The sequence below is a fragment of the Bradyrhizobium sp. WSM4873 genome, from assembly GCF_055811355.1.
This window is the reverse complement of sequence record NZ_JBVVPS010000040.1, coordinates 20,794-42,780: the sequence shown is the minus strand read 5'-3', so window position 1 is coordinate 42,780 and position 21,987 is coordinate 20,794. Positions and strand designations below refer to the sequence as shown.

The 21,987-nt window shown below is 64.3% G+C and carries 19 protein-coding genes; 8 read left to right on the top strand and 11 right to left on the bottom strand.

The window, feature by feature from the left end:
- Nucleotides 1-10: 10 nt before the first annotated feature.
- The 5 genes from pstS to AC0L21_RS33230 form a co-directional block, all read right to left on the bottom strand.
- Nucleotides 11-1,024 (bottom strand): phosphate ABC transporter substrate-binding protein PstS, encoded by a 1,014-nt coding sequence (pstS, locus tag AC0L21_RS33250; RefSeq protein WP_473265888.1) that lies wholly within the window; start codon nucleotides 1,022-1,024, stop codon nucleotides 11-13.
- Between the two features lie 143 nt (nucleotides 1,025-1,167).
- A complete protein-coding gene (locus AC0L21_RS33245; RefSeq protein WP_473265887.1) occupies nucleotides 1,168-2,466 on the bottom strand; it encodes an ATP-binding protein in 1,299 nt (432 codons plus the stop codon).
- Nucleotides 2,467-2,499: 33 nt separating this feature from the next.
- Nucleotides 2,500-3,555 (bottom strand): lysylphosphatidylglycerol synthase domain-containing protein, encoded by a 1,056-nt coding sequence (locus tag AC0L21_RS33240; RefSeq protein WP_007615704.1) that lies wholly within the window; start codon nucleotides 3,553-3,555, stop codon nucleotides 2,500-2,502.
- Between the two features lie 451 nt (nucleotides 3,556-4,006).
- Nucleotides 4,007-4,309 (bottom strand): hypothetical protein, encoded by a 303-nt coding sequence (locus AC0L21_RS33235; RefSeq protein ID WP_007615705.1) that lies wholly within the window; start codon nucleotides 4,307-4,309, stop codon nucleotides 4,007-4,009.
- A gap of 2 nt (nucleotides 4,310-4,311) precedes the next feature.
- Entirely contained in the window at nucleotides 4,312-5,706 is a 1,395-nt protein-coding gene (locus tag AC0L21_RS33230) for an OmpA family protein (RefSeq protein WP_473265886.1), read from the bottom strand.
- 164 nt (nucleotides 5,707-5,870) lie between these two features.
- Here AC0L21_RS33230 and AC0L21_RS33225 point away from each other — a divergent pair, with 164 nt between their 5' ends.
- Both AC0L21_RS33225 and AC0L21_RS33220 read left to right on the top strand, forming a co-directional pair.
- Entirely contained in the window at nucleotides 5,871-6,929 is a 1,059-nt protein-coding gene (locus AC0L21_RS33225) for a polysaccharide deacetylase family protein (RefSeq protein ID WP_473265885.1), read from the top strand.
- Nucleotides 6,930-7,153: 224 nt separating this feature from the next.
- Nucleotides 7,154-7,963: an SDR family oxidoreductase gene (locus tag AC0L21_RS33220; RefSeq protein ID WP_473265884.1), complete on the top strand. Its 810-nt coding sequence runs from the start codon at nucleotides 7,154-7,156 to the stop codon at nucleotides 7,961-7,963.
- A gap of 173 nt (nucleotides 7,964-8,136) precedes the next feature.
- Here AC0L21_RS33220 and boxB read toward each other — a convergent pair whose 3' ends face one another.
- From boxB to AC0L21_RS33200, 4 genes are all read right to left on the bottom strand, one after another.
- Complete coding sequence (gene boxB, locus AC0L21_RS33215; RefSeq protein ID WP_473265895.1) at nucleotides 8,137-9,573, bottom strand: benzoyl-CoA 2,3-epoxidase subunit BoxB; 1,437 nt, start codon at nucleotides 9,571-9,573, stop codon at nucleotides 8,137-8,139.
- 124 nt (nucleotides 9,574-9,697) lie between these two features.
- Nucleotides 9,698-11,386 (bottom strand): 2,3-epoxybenzoyl-CoA dihydrolase, encoded by a 1,689-nt coding sequence (gene boxC, locus AC0L21_RS33210; RefSeq protein ID WP_473265883.1) that lies wholly within the window; start codon nucleotides 11,384-11,386, stop codon nucleotides 9,698-9,700.
- Between the two features lie 81 nt (nucleotides 11,387-11,467).
- Nucleotides 11,468-12,286, bottom strand: coding sequence for an alpha/beta fold hydrolase (locus AC0L21_RS33205; RefSeq protein WP_473265882.1), 819 nt, complete (start codon nucleotides 12,284-12,286; stop codon nucleotides 11,468-11,470).
- A gap of 114 nt (nucleotides 12,287-12,400) precedes the next feature.
- On the bottom strand, nucleotides 12,401-13,942 hold the full coding sequence (locus AC0L21_RS33200; RefSeq protein WP_473265881.1) for a benzoate-CoA ligase family protein: 1,542 nt from the start codon (nucleotides 13,940-13,942) through the stop codon (nucleotides 12,401-12,403).
- 135 nt (nucleotides 13,943-14,077) lie between these two features.
- Here AC0L21_RS33200 and AC0L21_RS33195 point away from each other — a divergent pair, with 135 nt between their 5' ends.
- Both AC0L21_RS33195 and AC0L21_RS33190 read left to right on the top strand, forming a co-directional pair.
- Nucleotides 14,078-14,986, top strand: a complete 909-nt coding sequence (locus AC0L21_RS33195) for a helix-turn-helix transcriptional regulator (RefSeq protein WP_473265880.1) — start codon at nucleotides 14,078-14,080, stop codon at nucleotides 14,984-14,986.
- A 12-nt stretch (nucleotides 14,987-14,998) separates the two neighbouring features.
- Complete coding sequence (locus tag AC0L21_RS33190; protein WP_473265879.1) at nucleotides 14,999-15,391, top strand: group II truncated hemoglobin; 393 nt, start codon at nucleotides 14,999-15,001, stop codon at nucleotides 15,389-15,391.
- A gap of 89 nt (nucleotides 15,392-15,480) precedes the next feature.
- Here AC0L21_RS33190 and AC0L21_RS33185 read toward each other — a convergent pair whose 3' ends face one another.
- Nucleotides 15,481-16,266 carry an IclR family transcriptional regulator domain-containing protein gene (locus tag AC0L21_RS33185; protein ID WP_473265878.1) on the bottom strand — a complete coding sequence of 262 codons (786 nt, stop codon included), beginning with the start codon at nucleotides 16,264-16,266 and terminating at the stop codon, nucleotides 15,481-15,483.
- A gap of 110 nt (nucleotides 16,267-16,376) precedes the next feature.
- On the opposite strand from AC0L21_RS33185, the gene AC0L21_RS33180 reads away from it, so the two are divergent.
- From AC0L21_RS33180 to AC0L21_RS33165, 4 genes are all read left to right on the top strand, one after another.
- Nucleotides 16,377-17,735, top strand: coding sequence for an aromatic ring-hydroxylating dioxygenase subunit alpha (locus AC0L21_RS33180; RefSeq protein ID WP_473265877.1), 1,359 nt, complete (start codon nucleotides 16,377-16,379; stop codon nucleotides 17,733-17,735).
- 193 nt (nucleotides 17,736-17,928) lie between these two features.
- On the top strand, nucleotides 17,929-19,365 hold the full coding sequence (locus AC0L21_RS33175; RefSeq protein WP_473265876.1) for a glutamine synthetase family protein: 1,437 nt from the start codon (nucleotides 17,929-17,931) through the stop codon (nucleotides 19,363-19,365).
- Between the two features lie 55 nt (nucleotides 19,366-19,420).
- Entirely contained in the window at nucleotides 19,421-20,404 is a 984-nt protein-coding gene (locus AC0L21_RS33170; RefSeq protein WP_473265875.1) for an FG-GAP repeat domain-containing protein, read from the top strand.
- A 325-nt stretch (nucleotides 20,405-20,729) separates the two neighbouring features.
- Complete coding sequence (locus tag AC0L21_RS33165; RefSeq protein WP_473265874.1) at nucleotides 20,730-21,098, top strand: hypothetical protein; 369 nt, start codon at nucleotides 20,730-20,732, stop codon at nucleotides 21,096-21,098.
- A 174-nt stretch (nucleotides 21,099-21,272) separates the two neighbouring features.
- On the opposite strand, the gene AC0L21_RS33160 is transcribed toward AC0L21_RS33165, so the two are convergent.
- Complete coding sequence (locus tag AC0L21_RS33160) at nucleotides 21,273-21,986, bottom strand: ABC transporter ATP-binding protein (protein WP_473265873.1); 714 nt, start codon at nucleotides 21,984-21,986, stop codon at nucleotides 21,273-21,275.
- Nucleotide 21,987: the final 1 nt, after the last annotated feature.

Genomic DNA, 21,987 nt, shown 5'->3' with positions numbered 1-21,987 from the left:
CGTCGCGTACCTAGCTCTTGATCTCGGCAGCCCAAGTCTTCTCGATCAGCTGAACGACCGGATCCGGCATCGGGATGTAATCGAGCTCTTCGGCTGCCTTGCCGCCGTTCTTGAAGGCCCAGCGGAAGAACTTGATGGCTTCCTGCGAGGACGCCTTGTCGGTGGCATCCTTGTGCATGAGGATGAAGGTCGCCGCCGTGATCGGCCAGGACTTCTCGCCGGGCTGGTCGGTCAGGATGACGTAGTAGCCGGGAGCCTTGGCCCAGTCGGCGTTGGACGCGGCCGCCTGGAACGCTTCGACGGTGGGCTGCACCGGCTTGCCGGCCTTGTTGACGAGACCGGTGTAGGTCAGCTTGTTCTGCTTGGCATAGGCGTACTCGACGTAGCCGATCGAGTTCTTGGTCTGGCTGATGTTGCCGGACACGCCTTCGTTGCCCTTGGCGCCGACGCCGACCGGCCATTCGACCGCGGTACCCTCACCGACCTTGCTCTTCCAGTCCGCGCTGGCCTTGGCGAGGTAGTTGGTGAAGTTGAAGGTGGTGCCCGAGCCGTCCGAACGGCGGACCACGGTGATGGCCTCCGAGGGCAGCTTCACGTTGGGGTTGAGCTTCTTGATCGCGGCGTCGTCCCATTTGGTGATCTTGCCGAGGTAGATGCTGGCCAGCGTCTCGCCGTCGAACACCATCTCACCGGGCTTCACGCCCTCGATGTTGACGACGGGAACGATGGCGCCCATCACCATCGGCCACTGGACGAGGCCGTCCTTCTCAAGCTGCTCGGCCTTGAGCGGCGCGTCGCTGGCGCCGAAGGTCACGGTCTTGGCCTGGATCTGCTTGATGCCGCCGCCGGAGCCGATCGACTGGTAGTTCAGACCGTTGCCGGTCTCCTTCTTGTAGGCGTCAGCCCATTTGGAATAGATCGGGAACGGAAACGTCGCGCCGGCTCCGGTGATGTCGGCAGCAAAGGCCGCCGTCGTCGATGCGGCAACCAAGCCAGCAGCAACGATCGTTTTGAGGAAATTCATGCTGGTCTCCATACAGGGGAGCGAAGCGCCATCCGCGCCCGATCGCGCTCCCCGTGCCGCCCCTTTAGGAGCGGACAGCTGAGCTTTTACGAAGGTTTGGTGACAGTCGGATGACAGTGTTAAGCAGCTGAAATCGCTGGAATTTAGCTCAGAGCCGCGGGCCTGCCCTGGGGAAAACAGGCCGTGAAAGTGGCGCCCTGTTTGGGCACGCTTTCGATCAGAAGCCGGCCGCGGTGGCGGTTAAGAATATGTTTCACCAGCGATAATCCGAGGCCCGTGCCGCCCTGCGAGCGGCTGTCGCCGACATCGACCCGGTAGAAGCGCTCGGTCAGGCGCGGCAGATGCTCCGGCGCGATGCCGGGGCCGAAATCCCGGACCAGGACCCGGATTTCCTGAGTTCCATCAGGCGCGGCGCCTGAAATCAGCGACACGATGACGCGACCGCCCGAGGCGCCGTATTTGAGCGCGTTCTCGATCAAATTCTCGAACAGGCGGAGCAGCTCCTCGCGGTCCCCCGCGATCAGCACCGGGCTCTCGGGGAGCTGGGTCTCGACCTCGACCTGGCGCTCCCGCGCCAGCGGCTCGAGCCCATCGGCGACCTGCAAGATGATCGGCAGCAGGTCGATCAGGGTGTCGGGCCGCACATGGGCCGACAGCTCCACCCGCGACAGCGACAAGAGATCGTCGATCAGGCGGGCCATGCGGGTGGCCTGGTTGTGCATGATGCCGAGGAAGCGCTCGCGCGCCTTGGGATCGTCCTTGGCCTGGCCCTGGAGCGTGTCGATGAAGCCGGACAGCGCGGCCAGCGGCGTGCGCAGCTCGTGGCTGGCATTGGCGACGAAATCGGCCCGCATCTCCTCGACCCGACGAAGCGGCGTCTGGTCGTGGAAGGTCATCAGCATGCATTTGTCGGCGCCGCCAAAGGTGGTCGGCACCGGCACCGGCGTGATGGTCAGCTCCATCCAGCGATCGACCGGGACATGGTCGAGATAGGTCGCGCGCCGCGGCTCGGTGGTTGCGATCGACTCGCGCAGCGCCGTGATGATCTCGGGCGAGCGCAGCGCGAACTGGGCGAGCTCATTCCGGCGCAGCGCCGGCGCGAGCTGGGCGGCCGCGGCGTTGAGATGGATGACGCGGCCGGCGCGGTCGAGCAGCACCGCGGGATCGGGCATGCCGGCGACCACCGCAGCCACCGCCGCGCTCTCGACCGGATTGACCCGGCGGGTCTCTTCGCGGGAGGCGGCGGTATCGTGCAGGCGCCACGGGATCAGGGCTGCGGCCGCGACGCAGAGGAACACCGCAATCGCATGCAGCGCCGATAATTCCCCCAGCGAGACCACCACCGACAGCGCCAGCGCCGCAGCGATCAAGATGACGGTCGAGTGCCGCAGCCGGTCGGACCAGGGCTGGGAGGAGGGAGAAGATGGGGCGTCGATCGCCATCGGGGCGGGCTTCTCCAAAGGACCTTGCGCCGGTCAGGCGCCGCTGTCGCTGCGCTTTCTCACGTATGCGGCTTCAGGCGCGGGGCCAGGGTCGAGCTTGAGCGCAGCCTGCTGCAGGCGTTTCGATCGTGCGCCGATGATAACTTCGCGAAACGTCAGCAAGATTACAGATATGACGAAAGGGGACAGATAGTAGAGGACGCGGAACAGCAGCATGCCGCCCAGCAGCTCCTCGCGGTCCATCTGCCAGAGCCCGACCAGCATGGCCGCGTCGAACACGCCAAGGCCTCCGGGCGAATGGCTGGCAAAGCCGAGCAGCGTGGCCGAGACAAAGATCACCGCGACCACCACGAAGCCGAGATTGGGCTCGTCCGGGACCAGCACGTACATCGCCAGCGCGCAGAAGCCGAGATCGATGATGCCGATCGCGATCTGGAGCAACGTCAGCGGGCCGCCCGGCAGCATCACGGTCCAGGGCCCGCGGCCGACCATCCGCGGCTGGGTCCAGACCCAGACCACGTAAGCGACCAGCCCGACGATGATCATCATCGCCAGAGTCCGGTTCAGCCAAGGCGGAAGCTGGTCGATCGAGGCCGCGGCCTCCGGATGATAGGAGATGCCGAGGCCCAGCACCGCGGCATTGCCGAGCCAGAAGGTCAGGCCGGCGAGGAAGCAGATCTTTGCGACGTCGATCGCGTTCAGGCCGTGGGCGGAATAGATGCGGTAGCGCACCGCGCCGCCGGTGAAGACGCTGGCGCCGACATTGTGACCGATCGAATAGCTGGTGAAAGCGGCGAGCGCGTTGATCCGATAGGGCACGTGGGCGTGGCCGATCGCGCGCACGGCGAACAGGTCGTAGAAGGTCAGCGTGAAATAGCCCGCGGCGACGAACAAAGCCGCCAGTGCAATCTGGCTCGGCTCGGTGCTCTTGATCGCCTCGAGGACTTCGTTGACATCGATGCCGCGCAGCATGTGGTAGAGCACATAGCAAGCGATGCCGATGACCGCGACGCTGATCACAACTCCAAGCTTATGCAGGATTTGCTTCTGGCGCAGAAACGACATCGCCCTGCGTATGGCTTCCAGCATCTAGACCTCGAACAACGCTTCAGCGGCCGGGCTGGCCGGCGAACAGGCGGATGACACGCAGGCACCCGACGAACCCTCTCTGCCGGTCCCGGCATCGCGCATACCCGCTATCCCTCCACTAGCGCGTTTCCGGGCGGAGTGGAATTCGGCAATTCGAAGAAAAACTCGTGCGTTCAATATTTTAGGCAGGGTTGCGGGCTCCTGATGCACGGTTTGGCGCTTTCGGCGGCAAGACTGACGCGAATCTCCATGGCAATCCTGCGCAGTGGCCATGAAGTTTTGATGATTTCCACCGCACAATGTTCCGTCACGGCTTAAGCCGACGTCAATCTATGGGGTACCCTCGCCTGTTGAAAGAGGGGAGGCCGGAGCGTTTGTTCACGGTTTTCGATGTGCGGGGAAGGCCGCGCAGCGGCGCTCCTGACTTCCGCAGTCAGGGTGCAGGGCAACATCACAGAGCGGCAGGAGGCGCGGTGCGCGCGACCACCCGGTCGCGCAGCCAGGCGCCGATGGCGCCGCCGACGAGGTAGCAGGCGAACATGATCAGGCCGAGGTCGAGCCAGTAGCCGAAGCGGCCGGGGACCACACGCGCGAACGAGGCCGCGACCAGGCCGGCAGCAAGCACGGCGAGCCAGCGCGCGGTCACCTTCGAGGTGCCGTTGCCGCGCTGGACCACCGAGATCCAGCCCATGCAGAAGCCGAGCAGCAGCGAGCCGATCAGCCAGCCCAGATGAAACGAGACGAGATAGGGCATCGTCACCTCACCAGAAATTCGATGCGGCGGTTCTGCGCCTTGGCGTCTTCGCTGTCGTTGCCGGCGACCGGCTGCGTGCTGCCGTAGCCGACCGCGGTGAAGCGGCTGGCAGGCAGGCCGGCCTTGACCAGATAGTCGATCACCGCCTGCGCGCGCTTCTCCGAGAGTGCCTGGTTGAAGGAATCCTCGCCGTCGGCATCGGTATGCCCGGCGACCTCGATATTGGTGGTGGGACATCGCAATGCCGTCTCGATCAGATGATCGAGAATGCCGGCGGAATCCGGATCGATGTCGGCGCGCTTCGCCGCGAAGCGAATCTTGGCCTTGGCCAAGAGCTCGGAGAACAATTGCTGGCACACGGTGCCGTCGACCGGGCCGGCCGCGGGTTTCACCGTGATTTCCGGCTTGTATTGCCAGTTTTTCGGAAAATCCTTGCCAAGGCCTGTGCGGATGTCGTTGGCGGCACCTTCATAGAGCGCATCGCCCGACAGCTTCACCTCGCGGTCGGACACGACCAGCGTGCCGGTCGACAGTCGCGACAGCGCGCCGAGCGCTGCGACCACGGCGAGGCTGAAGGAACCGGGCGCGCCGACGCTGGCCTTGAGATTGTCGACGACCTTTTCGTTGAAGAATTTGCGCGACGCGCTGGTGGCGATGGCCGCGTGGACATTGTTGTCGGGAACATAGCCGGTCAGCGTCACCGTCGCAGCCACCGGATCCTTGTAAGCCTGGAACACGTAAGGCGGCGCCTTGACGTCGTTGGCGGCGATCGAAAAGCCCTCGGGCAGGTTTTTCAGCGCCGCCGCGACGGCTTCGCGGCCGCCGAGATCGCGCGCCATGCCCGACAGAGTGACTTTGGTGTCTGTGATCGTGATCTTGCCGTCCTTGAGCTTGCCGATCTGGTCGAGCAGCAGCATCGCAGCCGCCTCGAACCGCGGCGGTGCGCCGCGCGCCAAACCCATCTGATCGGCCACCTCGGTACCGGCGACTTCCTTGCGGGCCGCCTCGGTCAGGCGGCCCTTCATCGACGGCAGGGGCGCGGAGCCCGACAGCGTGACCCGCACCACGTCGCGTTCGGCGTTCCAGACGAAGGGCTTTGCCTCGGGAACGAGGCGGGTCCGGTCGTCGACCAAGCGCACGCCGGGCACAGACTCGACCGCCACAACAGCGTCGCGGCGCCCCTCCTCGGAAAAGGCGTCCGCAGCCAGGCTGACGTCGCGGCCGTCCACCGCGATCCGGGTCTTGTCCAGAACGGTATCCTTTAGAGCCGCCGAGCTGCGGGCGGAAAGGTCGGCCTCGACCGGCAAAGTATTATTCCAGGCCGCAAATCCCCACATGACGGCCAGGGGGATGAGCCCCGGCCACCATTTGCTGGCCCACCTGAAAAGCTTGTGCATTCGACGACCCGAACTCTGGAACCGGAGACAAAACAAACCCTTGGCAGGCTGTCAAACCGGAAATGACGCCCTTCCGAAGGCCGGGCCTGGACAATTGGAATAACTTTTTCTTCAAGGGTTCTTCCGTAAGTTGAAGGCGGAATGCCAAAGTCCGCCAGCGGGTCATGAAACAACTTCGTAACAACGTCATCCGCGCCGGGCTGGAAGCACTCTATTTCAGCGGCGCCCACCACCTGTTGCGCCCGCTTTTGTCGGGCGTCGGCGCCATTTTCATGCTGCATCACGTGCGGCCGGCACGCGCCGCGACGTTCCAGCCGAACCGGCATCTCGAAGTCACCCCCGAATTCCTGCGCGCGACCCTGCGCCATCTGCGCTCGCGCGAGATCGACATCGTCAGCATGGACGAGCTGCATGAGCGGCTGGTGCGGCGCCGGTTCGACCGCCGCTTCGCCGCCTTCACCCTCGACGATGGCTATCGCGACAATCTCGATTTCGCGCTGCCGGTTCTGCGCGAATTTGACGCGCCTCTGACGGTCTATGTCGCCAGCGACTTCGCGGAGGGCACCGGTCGGCTGTGGTGGGAGGCGCTGGAGGCCGTAATCGCCAAGGCCGAGCAGATCGAGGTGACAATCGGCAATGCCGCGCTGCGGCTCGATGCGACGACGCCAACCGCCAAGCAGGCGGCGTTCGACCGCCTGCACGACTGGTTGCGCGCATTGCCCGGCGAGCACGATCTCAAGCGCGAGATCGAGGCGCTCTGCACGAAGTACGGTGTCGACATGGCCGCGCTGTGCCGCAGCCTCTGCCTGTCCTGGGACGAGGTGAAGACGTTTGCCGCCGATCCCCTGGTCACGATCGGCGCGCATTCCGTCAGCCATTGCAATCTCGCCAAGCAAAGCGAAGCGATCGCCACGCAGGAGATGGCCGGGAGCCGCGCCCGGATCGAGCAGGCGCTCGGCCGCAATGTCCAGCATCTTGCCTATCCCTATGGTGATCGGGAGGCGGCGGGCGAGCGTGAATTCGTGCTCGCTGCATCCGCCGGCTTCAAGACCGCGGTGACGACGCGGCCCGGCATGCTGTTCGCCGAAAACGCCGGCCACATGACCGCGCTGCCACGCGTCTCGCTCAACGGCAATTACCAGGACACGCGGATTCTGCCGGTGCTGACCTCGGGCGCCGCGACCGCGATGTGGAACGGCTTCCGCAGGATCGCGGCGGCGTAGTTTCAAATCTCCGCTGTCGTCCCAAATTCAGACGTCGTCCTGGCGAAAGCCAGGACCCATTGCCACCGCTGTCCACTTTGCGACGCGCTGAGGCCATAGCTCATTCAGGCAATTCCGTCTTGGGGTAAAGGGTCCTGGCTTTCGCCAGGACGACGAGGCGGCACCTTCCTTGACTCCCCTCCCTACCCCGCTCAAAACGTCGCCAAACACCAAGGGGAGGCACCATGTTCAACGATCTGTTCTCGCTCAAAGGCCGCGTCGCGCTGGTGACCGGCGGTTCGCGCGGCATCGGCAAGATGATCGCGGCGGGATTTCTCAGTGCAGGGGCCGCGAAGGTCTACATCACCGCGCGCAAGGCCGGGCCTTGCGAAGCGACTGCGAACGAGCTCTCCGCGCAATATGACGGCGAATGCATCGCGCTGCCGATCGACATCTCGACGCTGGCCGGCGCCGAGCTGCTCGCGAGCGAATTCGCCAAGCGCGAGCCAAGACTCGACATCCTCGTCAACAATGCGGGCGCGGCCTGGGGCGCGGAGTTCGACGAGTTTCCGGAGAGCGGCTGGGACAAGGTGATGAACCTCAACGTCAAGGCGCCGTTCTTCCTGACCAAGGCGCTGGCGCCCACGCTGCGCGCGGCGGCCTCCGCAGAGCGGCCGGCGAAAGTGATCAACATCGCCTCGATCGACGGCATCTTCGTCAATCCGGGAGAGACCTATTCTTACGCGGCGAGCAAGGCCGGGCTGATCCATTTGACGCGGCGCATGGCCGTGAAGCTGATCGGCGACCACGTCGTGGTCACCGCGATCGCGCCGGGCCCGTTCAAATCCGACATGAACCGGGCCGCACGCGATCATGCCGACGAGGTTTCGACGCGCGTGCCCGCGGGCCGCATCGGTACCGATGAGGACATGGCGGGCGCTGCGATCTATCTCGCCTCGCGCGCGGGAGATTATGTGGTGGGCGCGACCATCGCGGTGGACGGCGGCATTGTCTATGCGAACCCGGGGATCAAGGGGAGCGGCTGGGATAGTTGAGGCATCGCGCTGCTCGCGGCGCGAACGGAGCGCTCCCTCGCCCCGCTCTTGCGGGGAGAGGGTTGGGGTGAGGGGCTTCTCTCCACACGTGAGATTGTCGCCGCACCTGTACCCCCTCACCGGATCGCAAGAGCGATCCGACCTCTCCCCGCAAACGGGGAGAGGTAAAGAAGTTACGACTCGATCCTCACATACTCGAAATCGCCGGGCTTGTTGTCGATGCCGACTTTCGGCGGCGAGATCCAGGAGGCGAACTGGCCGGTCTCGGTGACGGGCTGCATCAGCGAGGTGATGAAGTCGCCGTCCGCGGTCGATGGCAACCATTCGTCCTTGCGCTTCGCCCAGGTTGCGTCGTCGATCAACAGACCATCCGGCGTCGCGTGGATGCTCTTGAACTCGCCGATATGGCGGTGGAAGGCGACGTTGGGCAGCTTGAGCTGAAACTGGTAGCCGGAGGTCGAGATCACCTTGTTCCAGCGCAGCATGCCCTTGACGCAATCCTGACTGTAATCGTCGCGCAGGCGCATGTTGAGCGCGGTCAGCGCCGGCTCGTCCACCAACTTGATCTCGCCGTCGATGAACTTCAGCACCGGATAAGTCGCGTTCTTGAGCTGATGATCGTCGTCGATCTGGGTCTCGTGATAGCGGCCCTTGATGCCGGTGTTGAAGGCGTTCGCCGCGTTGGTGGAGACTTCCGAGCCAAAGAGATCGAGCGACAGCGTATAGTGCAGGTTCAGCTTCTTCTGGATCGTCGGCAGGTCGATCACACCGAGCGCGCGGACCTTCGCGATATCGGTGGGATCGGTGATGCCGGCTTCGCGCATCGCGTCGCAGGTGCGCTGCACGACGCGGGTGATGCCGGTCTCGCCGACGAACATGTGGTGCGCTTCTTCCGTCAGCATGAAGCGGCAGGTGCGCGACAGGGGATCGAAGCCGGACTGCGCCAGCGAGTGCAGCTGCATCTTGCCGTCGCGGTCGGTGAAATAGGTGAACATGAAGAAGGACAGCCAGTCCGGCGTCGCCTCGTTGAAGGCGCCCAGCATGCGTGGCGAGTCGGCGTCACCCGAGCGGCGGCGCAACAAATCGTCAGCCTCTTCACGTCCGTCGCGACCAAAGTACTTTTGCAGCAGGTACACCATCGCCCAGAGGTGACGGCCTTCCTCGACATTGACCTGGAACAGATTGCGCATGTCGTACAGCGAGGGCGCGGTCTTGCCGAGATGGCGCTGCTGCTCGACCGAGGCAGGCTCGGTGTCGCCCTGGATCACGATCAGACGGCGCAGCATGGCGCGATACTCGCCCGGGACCTCCTGCCAGGCCGGCTCGCCAAGATGCTCGCCGAACGGCACGACGCGATTCTCTTCCTGGGGAGCAAGGAGAATGCCCCAGCGATACTCGGGCATCCGCACGTAGTCGAACTTGGCCCAGCCGCGCGGATCGACCGAATAGGCGGTGCGCAAGTACACCAGCGATTCCTGGAAGCCTTCCGGCCCCATGTCTTTCCACCAGTCCATGTAGCCTGGATGCCAGCCTTCCAGCGCTTTGAGCACCTGGCGGTCTTCGGCCAGATTGACGTTGTTCGGAATCTTGGTCGAGTAGTCGACGTTCATGATGTTCATGGAGGACCTCCCGTGTGGGACTAGTTCATTAAATCGCGGGCATCGAATTCTGGGATCGCGAATAGCGAGTGGCGAATGGTGTCTCTATTCGCTATTCGCCACTCCCCATTCGCCTCTACACCCGCGTCATATCGAATTTCGGCTTCTGGCCGCTGCCGTAGCGGCGCAGCGCGCCTTCCTCGCCGACCGCGTTCGGGCGCTGGAAGATCCAGTTCTGCCACGCGGTGAGGCGCGAGAAGATCTTCGACTCCATCGTCTCGGGGCCGACGAAGCGCAGGCTCGCTTCCATGCCGGTGAGGCTGTCGGGCGAGAAGCTGGCGCGTTCCTCCAGAAACACGCGAACCTCGTCGTCCCAGTCGATGTCGTCGAGTGCGAAGGTGACGAGACCGAGCTCTTCGGCCTGCTCGGCGTCCAGCGCTGTGCCCCTGGTGGCTTCCGCGCGTTCCACATCGGCCGGATCTGCCTGGAAGCGCGACTGAAGCCGCGTCAGGCCATGGCTCATCGGATACGGGCCAAAATTCATCGCTGACAGTTCGATCGACGGCGGCGGACGGTTGTCGCCCTGGCGCGTGCCGATCAGCATGTAGGAGCGGTCGGCGGCGAAGACGAGTTCGGCGAGCGTGCCGGCGAAGCAGGAGCCGGGCTCGACCAGCGTCACCAGCGTGCGCGAGGTGACGTCGATGCGCTTCAAGACACGCTTCCAGTAATGCCTGATTTCGTTGACCAGCCAGTGCGCCTTGTTGGCTTCGAGGAAGGCGTCGCAGGCGAGCACCTGGGCGCGGTCGCCATGGCTTTTGAACACCAGCATCGCGATCTCGAGCTCGTTGATGCGCAGATGCAGGATGGCGTCGTCGAGTTCGCGCGCGACCTGAAGCGGCCAGAACGCGACACCCTGCGCCATCATGCCGTCGATGTCGGCGGGCGGCGCGGCTTCAGGCGCCTTGATCGAGATCGTGGCGATGCGCGCGGCGCGATCGATGTCGACGGTGACAAAGCCATAGCGGATGCTGGTCTCATCGATGATGCGCTTGAGCGGCGTCAGCGCGATGCCCTTGCCGCTGCCCTTGCGCTTCGAGCCGTCGGCGAATTCCCTCGCGCGCTCGGCGACCTTGCCTTCGAGCTTGCTGTTCGGCGCGATCTCGTCGACCAGCCGCCATTGCACGGCGCGCTTGCCCTTCACGCCTTCTTCGATGGTGCAGAAGAAATCTGCGTGATCACGGCGCACCTTGCGCTTGTCGACCACACGGGTGAGGCCGCCGGTGCCCGGAAGCACCGCGAGCAGCGGCACTTCGGGCAAGGCAACGGCGGACGCGCCGTCATCGGCGAGCATGATGTAGTCGGTGGCGAGCGCAAGCTCATAGCCGCCGCCGGCGGCCGAGCCATTCACGACGGTGATGAAGCGCTGGCCGGAATTCTCCGACGAGTCTTCCATGCCGTTGCGGGTCTCGTTGGTGAACTTGCAGAAGTTCACCTTGTGGGCATGCGTCGAGCCCGCGAGCATGCGGATGTTGGCGCCGGCGCAGAACACGCGGTTCTTGGCCGAGCGCATCACCACGACCTTCACCTCGGGGTGCTCGAAGCGCAGGCGCTGGACCGCGTCGGCAAGCTCGATGTCGACGCCGAGATCGTAGGAATTGAGCTTGAGCAGATAGCCCTCGAACAGGCCGCCATTCTCGTCGACGTCCATGGTCAGGGTGGCGACGTCACCGTCGACCGCGAGCTTCCAGTGCCGGTAGCGAGACGGCTCGGTCTGGAAATCGATGAATGTCGCGCCGCCTGCGAGGCGCCGATCTTCCCCGGCCATGGGCCACCCTTGAGCTTGATTACGCGTTTTAGCTGCCGTGTTAGATGCACAATAGTGCACATTTTCGGGCGCGTCTACCCCTCAAACGAGAGAACATGCATTTTGTTTCATGTCTTCGCGCAACGCCGCTGCTGCAAATTGCTCAATCGCATCAAGCGTCGCTCCCGGAGCTTCGCGGTGGGGAGAATGCGCCGCGCCTGACATGACTTTCAAATCGACCGGGCAATAGCATTCTTGCTGCGCGATCTCGGCCTGACGCAGCGTCCCGTATTGGTCGTCCACGCCTTGAAGGATCAGGACAGGAACGCGGATATAGGCGAGATATTCCGAGATATCCCAGTCGCGGAATTTCGGATCGAGCCAGGCGGCGTTCCAGCCGTAGAAGGCGTTGTCGACGTCCTTGTGCCAGCGCGCGAGCTTTGACTTCAGGTCGGTGGTCTCGAATGCTGTCTTGATGTCCGCAATCGACTTCACCGAGATGTCCTCGACGATGAAATGCGGCGCGATCAGCACGAGGCCGTTCAGGCGATGATCCTGATGGGCGCCGGCATAGATCGTCGCGATCGAGGCGCCGTCGGAATGGCCGAGCAGCAGGCCGCGCTTGAAGCCGATCGCATCGAGGATCTTCGGCAGCACGTCCAGGGCCTCGCGGTGCATGTAGTCGAGCGGCCGCGGCAACTTCACCGGGCTGGATTGGCCGTAGCCTGCACGCGAATAGGCGAAGATGCCGGCGCCGGTCGCAGCCTGGATTTTTTCCGGAAGGTCGCCCCACAAGCCGACCGAGCCGAGGCCTTCGTGCAGCATGACGATCGTGGGTGCATCGGCGGATTGCGGCGCTAGCCATTTGTATTCGAGGCTGGCGTTGCCGATGGTGAGGAAGCCGGTGGGAGTGAGAGTCATTTGTTCGTCCGCCTTCTCCGTCGTCATGCCGGGATTGGCCCGGGCATCCACGTCGTTCCTCAGTCGCGGTCGCGCGTGGATGGCCGGGACAGGCCCGGCCATAACGACCTGTTGTCAATTCGTCCCGTCCCGCAGCTTGAACCGCTGGACCTTGCCCGTCGCCGTCTTCGGCAGCGAGTCCACCACGTCGATCCAGCGCGGATATTTCCACGGGCCGATCTTCTGCTTGACGTGGTCCTTGAGCATCTCCTGCAGGCCGGTCGTCGTCGCGCCGGGGCGCAGCACGACGAAGGCCTTCGGCTTCAGCAGACCTTCCGGATCGGCTTCGGGCACGACGGCAGCTTCCAGCACGGCGGGATGCGTGATCAGCGCACTCTCGACCTCGAACGGCGAGACCCAGATGCCGGAAACCTTGAACATGTCGTCGGCACGACCGCAGAAGGTGTAGCGTCCCTCGGCGTCGCGAACATATTTGTCGCCGGTGCGGGTCCAGGGTCCCTCGAAAGTGCGGCGGCTCTTGTGGCGCTGGTTCCAGTAGCCTTCGCCGGCGGAGGGCGCATCGACCAGGAGCTCGCCGACCTCGCCGTCGGCGACATCCTGTCCGCCCTCATTGACCAGCCGGACCGCATAGCCCGGCACTGGCTTGCCGGAGGAGCCGTACTTGATATCGCCGGGAGCATTCGACAGGAAGATGTGCAACAGCTCGGTCGAGCCGACGCCGTCGAGAATGTCGACGCCGAAGCGCGCCTTCCAGCTCTTGCCGACGGATTCCGGCAATGCCTCGCCGGCGGAGGTGCAGATGCGCAGGGCGCCGCCGCCGCGCTCGCTCTTCATCGCCTCGTCATTGAGCATCGCCGCGAACAGGGTCGGCACGCCGTAGAAGATCGAGGGATTATAGCGGTTCATCAGGTCGAACATGCGCGCCGGCGTCGGCCGTTCGCTGTTGAGCACCACGGTGGCGCCGACCGACATTGGAAAGGTCAACGCGTTGCCGAGGCCGTAGGCGAAGAACAGCTTTGCCGCGGAAAGACAAACGTCGTTCTCGCGAATGCCGAGCACCTGCTTCGCATAAGTGTCCGCGGTCGCCTGCATGTTCGAATGGATGTGGCGTACGCCCTTGGGCATGCCGGTCGAGCCTGACGAGTACAGCCAGAATGCCGGCTCATCCGGATGCGTCGCAGCAGTGGTGAACCGGTCGCTCTCGTCCGCAATCTCCTCGGCGAGCTGCTTGTGACCGTTCTGCTTGGCGCCGGACACCACGACATGCTCGAGATCCGGCATGCGGCCGACGACGTCCTTGATGACGGGATAGAGCGCTTCCGAGACGAACAGCACGCGTGCGCGGCAATCGGCGAGGATGTAGGCGTATTGATCTGATGTCAGCAGCGTGTTGAGCGGCACCGGCACAATGCCGGCGCGGATCGCGCCCAGGAACAGAAGGGGGAAGTCGACCGTATCCAGCATGATCATCGCCACGCGCTCTTCGCGGCGGACACCGAGCCGGCGCAGCATGTTGGCGGCGCGCCGCGTTTCGCGCTGGAGCTCGCCATAGGTGAGCCGTGAGACGGTGTCGTCGAAGGCGAGCTTGTTGCCGCGTCCCTCCTCGACGTTCCGGTCGAGCAGCCAGGTCACCGCGTTATAGGATCCCTCGCTCACGGACTTCTCCCCTGAATTTAGAATTATAATTCATAGAAAGACACCGCATTGGCTTGCTGTCAATGCCAGCAGGCACTATGTTTCATTAATACGCGCCGCAGGACCTCCGCACAAGAAGCCCGTGATCCGTAGTCCATGACCGACAGTCCCGACGCCGAATCCCGATTTCTCGAACAGCTCGGCCAGCGCGTGCGCACCATGCGCGCGCTGCGCGGCATGTCGCGCAAGGTGCTCGCCAAGGTATCAGGAATATCGGAGCGCTACATCGCGCAGCTCGAAAGCGGCAAGGGCAATGTCTCGATCGTGCTGCTACGCCGCGTCTCCGACGCGATGGGCGCGCATCTCGAAGACCTGCTTCCCTCGGCCGATCCGACCCCGGACTGGCAGATGTTTCGCGATCTCCTGCGCAAGGCGACGCCGGCGCAGATCGCGCAAGCCAAGGATCTGCTCGCGGGCGGCAGCGCCTCCGCGCCGCGGCGCGCGCCGTTCTGCGGCATCGCGCTGATCGGCCTGCGCGGCGCCGGCAAATCGACGCTTGGACGGATGCTGGCGAAGAAGGTCGGCTGGAGTTTTGTCGAGCTCAACAAGGAGGTCGAGCAGCAGAACGGCCTCTCGGTCGCCGAGATCATCGCGCTCTACGGCCAGGAAGGCTTTCGCCGCATGGAGCAGGCGGCGCTGCAACAGCTGCTCGCGCGCAACGAGCTGATGGTGCTGGCGACCGGCGGCGGCATCGTCTCGGAGCCCCTGACGTTCGACCAGATCCTGTCGTCGTTCTACACGATCTGGCTGAAGGCCGAGCCGGAGGAGCACATGGCCCGCGTCCGTCGCCAGGGCGATTTGCGCCCGATGGCCGACGACCGCTCCGCCATGGCGGAGCTGCGCAACATCCTCTTGAGCCGCGAGCCGCTGTATGCGCGCGCGACGGCGGTGGTGGACACGGCGGGACTGTCCGTCGATGCCGCCGCGGCGCGCCTGGTTGATGCGGTGCGGCCGGTGCTGCAGAACGATGCGCGCAGCTTTGGGCTGCGTAGCGTCGCGCTGTAGGTCCGAACTCCCATGACCGACAGCGACCTTGCGATCTCCATGTTCGAGCGGATCGGCGGCAGCACCGCGATCGACCTGTTGGTCGATCGCTTCTATGAGCGGATGGATACGCTGCCGGAGGCGAAGATCATCCGCGCGATGCATGCGGACGACCTTGGCCTCATCAGGGATGTGCTCAAGCGCTATCTCACTGAGTGGACCGGCGGCCCAAAACTCTATTCGGTCGAGAAGGGCCACCCACGGCTGCGCCAACGCCACATCGGCTTTGCCATTGGCGATGCCGAGCGCGACGCGTGGATGCTCTGCATGCGCGGCGCGCTTGAGGAAACGGTTGTGGACGTTGCCGCACGGCAGGATCTCGACAAGGCGCTGTCCGGTCTCGCCGACTGGATGCGCAACCGGTAGCGATTTTGCACAGGCGCGCAGCCCGGATGAGCGAAGCGACATCCGGGGCTTCACGATGACTTTCCCGGGTATCGCTTCGCTCACCTGGGCTACAAGAGTTGCGACCGCACCGCCTCCGCGCCCTGATGCAGCAGCGGCAAAAATCGCTCGATCAACTCCTGAGCCGGCACCCGGTCGACATGGGCGCCCATGTTGATGGCGGCGACGATGACATCGTCATAGCGACGCACCGGGACTGAGATCGAGCGGAAATGCGGCTCGGCCTCGCGATCGACCAGCGCGTAACCCTGCGCGCGGTCGGCGACGATGCGCGCAAGCAAGAGCTTGGGATCGGTCTCCGTCTGTGGCGTCAGCGCCTCGCACTTCATCGCTTTCAGACGCGCAGCAAGCTCGGCATCGTCGAGTTGACCGAGCATGGCGCGGCCGACCGAGGTACAGAAGGCCGGCAGACGGTAGCCGATGTCCAGCCCACCTGAAAACATGCGCGCCGGACTGCTGCGCGCGACGAACACGACCTCGTCGCCGTCGAGCACCGCGAGCGAGGCGATTTCGTTGGCCGCTGTCGCGACGCGGTCGAGCACCGGTTGCAGGACCGTGACGAGCTGGCTGGAGCGCAGATACGACGCGGCCAGCGTCAGCACATGTGGCGTCAGCGAGAACAGCTTGCCGTCGCCGCTGACGAAGCCGCCGCGCTGGAGCGTGAACAGCATGCGCCGCGCGGTGGCGCGTGGAAGCTCGGCGGCACGGGCGAGATCGCTCAGGGTCATCGGGCCAGTCGTGGTGCCGAAACATTGCAGCAGGCGCAGGCCGCGATCGAGGCTCTCGACGAAATCCGTCGCGCGTTCGTCGCTGTCGCTTCGCTTCAGCTTGGGCATGGGCGTCTGGATCCTGCAAAATAGTGCTTGCTGACGGATCAAGGCATGTCATAATTCGCCCATTCGTTCAATAAGCGAACAATCGCCACTCCACAAAGGATGCGACTGCCATGATGAGCCAGGAGCAGAACGACCTGATCACCCGCACCGGTGCGAAGGACCCCTGCGGCAAGCTGATGCGGAGCTATTGGCAGCCGGCGGCGCTGGTGGACGAGCTCGACGGCGATCGCCCGATCCGTCCCTTCAGATTGCTCGGCGAAAACCTGGTGCTGTTCCGCGACGAGACCGGCCGTTACGGCCTGATCGATCGGCACTGCGCGCATCGCGGCGCCGATCTCGCCTTCGGACGGCTCGAGCATGGCGGCCTGCGCTGCGCCTTTCACGGCTGGCTGTTCGACGCCACCGGCCAATGCATCGAGACGCCGGCGGAGCCGAAGGACTCAAAGCTCTGCCAGAACATCCGCCAGCGCTCTTATCCCGTGGTGGAGAAGAGCGGCATTCTCTGGGCCTGGCTCGGCGAGGGTGAGCCGCCGGCCTTTCCGGAACTCGACTGTTTCGTCGCGCCCAACACCCACACCTTTGCATTCAAGGGCCACATGGCCTGCAACTGGCTCCAGGCGCTCGAAGTCGGCATCGATCCCGCGCACGCCTCCTATCTGCATCGCTTCTTCGAGGACGAGGACACCTCGACGGCCTACGGCAAGCAGTTCCGCGGCGCATCGGCAGGCTCCGACTTGCCGATGACGAAGATTTTGCGCGAGTACGACCGCCCGATCATCAATGTCGAGCATACCGAATACGGCCTGCGGCTGATCGCGCTGCGCGAGATCGACGAGGAGCGCACCCATGTGCGCGTCACCAACCAGCTCTTCCCACACGGTTTCGTCATCCCCATGAGCACGGAGATGACGATCACGCAGTGGCACGTGCCGATCGACGACGAGAACTGCTATTGGTACGCGATCTTCACCAGCTATTCGAACCCCGTGGACAAGAAGAAGATGCGCGACCAGCGGCTCGAGCTCTATGAGCTGCCGGATTACAAATCTCGCAAGAACAGGACCAACGATTACGGTTTTGATCCGCACGAGCAGCAGACGGCGACCTATACCGGCATGGGCACCGACATCAACGTGCACGACCAATGGGCGGTGGAGTCGATGGGCGCGATCCAGGACCGCACCCGGGAGCACCTCGGCACGAGCGACAAGGCAATCGTGCAATACCGCCGCCTGCTGCGGCAGGAGATCGAGAAGGTCGCAGGCGGCGAGAAGCCGATGCTGCATCTCGACGAGGCCAGCGCACGTTCGATCCAGGGCCCGGCGACCATGGACGGCATCGGGCCGACACGAGGCTGGGAGATCTACTGGATGGAAGTCGACGTCAAGCGCCGCCGCAGCGCGCCGTGGACGGCGCCGGTGCCGAAGGAGATCTCGGACAACGTGCATCGGCTGACGGCGGCGGAGTGATAATGCAGTTCGCCGCTGGCGGGGCGAGACGGCGGCTCCACATTCTCCGCTGTCATGCTCCGCGAAGGCGGGGCATCCAGTACGCCGCGGCCTCTCGTGGATACACGGACGTCTCTGGAATACTGGATCGTCCGCCTTCGCGGACGATGACAGTGTGCGCTATACTCTCGCCGAGCAAGAAGGAACTGCCAAAGTGACTTTCGTTGCGCGTCATGCGCTGTGGTCGGATGAGCAGAAGGACGCGGCGGCGCGTATGCGCCGTATCGTCGAGGAGAAGAACCTCGAGGTCATCCGCCTCGCTTTCCCCGACCAGCACGGCATCTTGCGCGGCAAGACCATCATCGCCGCCGAGGCGATCGCTTCGCTGGAGAGCGGCTGCTCCATCACCACCACCATGCTCGCCAAGGACACCTCGCACCGCACGGTGTTTCCGGTGTTCACATCAGGCGGCGGCTTCGGCATGAAGGAGATGGAGGGCGCGGCCGACGCGCTGATGGTTGCCGATCCCACTAGTTTTCGCGTTTTGCCGTGGGCACCGACCACCGGCTGGGTTCTCTGCGACCTCTATTTCAACGACGGCCGGCCGGTGCCGTTCGCGACGCGCGGGCTCTATCGCAAGGCGCTCGATGAGCTCGGACGCCGCGGCCACGATTTCGTGGCGGGGCTCGAGGTCGAATTCCACATCTTCAAGCTCGACGATCCGCATATGCGCCCGGAAGATGCCGGCCAGCCCGGCACGCCGCCTTCGGTGAGCCTGCTCAGCCACGGCTATCAATACCTCACCGAGCAGCGCTTCGATCAGATGGAGCCGGTGCTGGAGATTTTGCGGCGTGACATCGTCGCGCTCGGATTGCCCTTGCGCTCGGTCGAGGTCGAGTTTGGGCCGAGCCAGTGCGAGTTCACCTTCGCGCCGAAGAAAGGGCTGGAGCCCGCGGACAACATGGTGCTGTTTCGGAGCGCCGTGAAGCAGATCGCGCATCGCCACGGCTATCACGCCACCTTCATGTGCCGGCCGAAGCTGCCGAACCTGTTCGCGAGCGGCTGGCATCTGCACCAATCGGTCGTCTCACGCACGAGCGGCGAGAATCAGTTCATGGCCAAAGACGGCGGCGAGCCGCTCAGCGCGTTCGGCCGCGCCTGGCTTGCCGGCCTGCTCGACCACGCCCGCGCGTCGACGGTGTTCACTACCCCGACCATCAATGGCTACAAGCGCTACCGCTCCTATTCGCTGGCGCCGGACCGCGCGATCTGGGGCCGCGACAATCGCGGCGTGATGATCCGCGTGCTCGGCGCGGCCGGCGACGCCGCCACGCGCCTGGAAAACCGCATCGGCGAGCCCGCCGCCAATCCCTATCTCTACATGGCCTCGCAGATCCTCTCCGGCCTCGACGGCGTCGACCGCAAGCTCGATCCCGGCCCGTCAGCCGACACGCCCTACGAAACCAAGGCGCCGCTGTTGCCGAAGTCGCTGCGCGATGCGGTCGCCGCCCTGAAGGACGATCCGTTCTTCCGCGAAAAGCTCGGGCCTGAGTTCGTCGATTATTACACCCACATCAAGAACGCCGAGATCGACCGCTTCCTGTCCGAGGTGACCGACTGGGAGCACCGCGAATATTTCGAGATATTTTGAGCCGCCGCCAACCGCCGCCGGTCCCTGCAACGCAGCCGGATTTTCCAGGAGTACCATGATGCGGTTGCGCCCGGCGGCCCTGCTATTTTCCCTGATCCTGTCCGCGCCAGCCTTGTCCGCGCCAGCCCTGGCCGACTGGCAGGCGAGCACCGTACGCACCCCCGGCCGCGTCAGCGAAATTGATTTGGCGGATAGCGACGTCCGAATTGCAATTGGCACGAATTGGTACCAGTTCGACGCGAAAGCGATGCGCATGGTGCCCGCCGCAGCGCTCGAACATCCGGCGCCGCCGACCGGGGCGCTTGCGGATGGGCGTATCGCGACAGGCCGCGACACCGTCGTGCGTGCTTGGCTCGCCGAGCCGACCGAACGCTATCGCCACGGCGTCCTCGGCCATGCCATCGAGGCCGGTAGCCTGGTGATCGAGCCGCGCGAGGGCGGACAACGCACGCTACGCCTGGATGGTGACGCCGTGTTCGAAGACTTGGAGCCGCGCGTCGCTGCGATCGGTGGCCGCGAAAGAATTGTGTTGGTCAAATCCTATCTGAAGCGCGGCTCCGCGCTGGCTGTCATCGATCCCGTCTCGACGGCCATCGTTGCGGAGACGCCTCCGATCGGCCACGCCCATGCTTGGCTCAACCCGGCCGGCATCGCCGATTTCGACGGCGATGGCACCACGGATATCGTGCTTGTCCGCCAGCCTCATGTGGTCGGGATTCTCGAAATGTGGTCGTGGCGGCATGATCGTTTGGAAAAATCGGCGGAAACTTCCGACGTATCGAACCATTTCATCGGCTCGCGATCGCTGCACATGAGCTTTACGGCCGATTTTGATGGCGACGGCCATCCAGATCTCGCGGTACCGGACCTCGAACGGCGAACGCTGCGGCTCATCGGGTTCGTCGCAGGCCCGCATGACATCGCGCGCATCAGGCTTCCGGCAAGGATCGCGACGAATATCGGCGGCGTGAAATACCGCGATCGTCCCGCACTCGTGTTCGGCCTCGAGGATGGCCGGCTGATGTTGGTCCACGATTAGGATCGCCGGGGCGCCGAGCCAACGACCGCCACTCCGACAGGCCCTCACGCCGGCGTGAGCCAGTTTCGCGCCGGTGCTTCCGACGAAACCTTTGACTTTGCCGACGAAGTCATTTTTCCGCCCCCGCGAAGATCGCCGGAAACGATGGAGGGTTAGGATGCCGGGATTGATCAACAACGGAGTTCGATCATGTGGGATCATCTGTTCAGCTTGATTTATCGCCTGTCCTGCCGTGCCACCCTGATCGAAATCGGGATGGGCCGCTCGTCGCGATAGAGGCCCGGCGAATTAGGCAAGACGGGTTGACCAGGTAACGGAGGGCGTCATGCGAAAGCTGATCCTGATCGCGGCAATGTCGCTGCTGGCGAGCCAGGCCTATGCCGGCGGACCACGAAGCCTTAGCCTTGCGGCGACAAATGCGAGCCCGCAGACCGCCGAGCAGCCGGCAACGACAGCAGCCACGCCGCCACAAGCTCCGGCGGCAGCGCCCACGAATGTCCAGACGGCGACCACAGCCCCAACTTCAACGCCCCCGGCAGCGACTGCGACGACCACCGCGATCGCTCCGGCCGCAACCCAGTCCAGTGCCGCGCCGGTTGCCAGCGCGAGGGAAACGGCCAAGCCGAAACGTCGCCAGCCATCCACCGAGGCACGCGTGATCCGCGAACTGCATCGGCACGGGATTTATTGGTGATTGCCAACGTCGTCCTGGCGAAAGCCAGGACCCATCACCCCAACAAGGCGTTTGGCGAAGACTGCCGTTCGGTACTTATACTGCCCACAATAGACCTCGCGGTATGGGTCCTGGCTTTCGCCAGGACCACACCAAGGGAAGCGGCCACGGCGTAACTCACCTCACCGCCCAGCCTCAAATCCCCAGATATTTGTGCTGCAGATCCGGCTCAGCCAACAGCTCGTCCGAGGTGCCGCTCCACACCGTCTTGCCGCGCTCGATGATGGTGTGGCGGTCGCAGATGCGGGCGAGGTGGTCGACGTTCTTGTCAACGACCAGGATCGACTGTCCCCGGCTCTTGAGCAGCGACAGGCAGCTCCAGATCTCTTCGCGGATCAGGGGTGCCAGGCCTTCGGTCGCTTCATCCAGGATGAGGAGCTTCGGGTTGGTCATCAGTGCGCGGCCGATTGCGAGCATCTGCTGCTCGCCGCCGGAGAGCTGGTTGCCCATGTTGGAGGCGCGCTCGGCGAGGCGTGGAAACATCACGTAGATCGCCGCCAGCGTCCAGGGATTGCTGCTGTCGAAACGATCGGCGGCGGCCGCGACCAGGTTTTCGCGCACGGTGAGGTTCGGGAAGATCTGCCGCCCCTCGGGGACGAGGCCGACACCGAGCTTTGCGATCCGGTAGGACGGTTGCGTCCGCACTTCGGAGCCCGCAAAGCGGATGCTGCCCGCGCGCGCCGGCGTCAGGCCCATGATGGAGCGGATGGTTGTGGTCTTGCCCATGCCGTTGCGGCCCATCAGCGAGACCATCTCGCCTGATTTGACCGACAGCGACAGGCCGAACAGCACCTGGGACAGGCCGTAGCAGGTCTCGATGCCGTCGACCTCGAGCAGCGTGTCACTCATC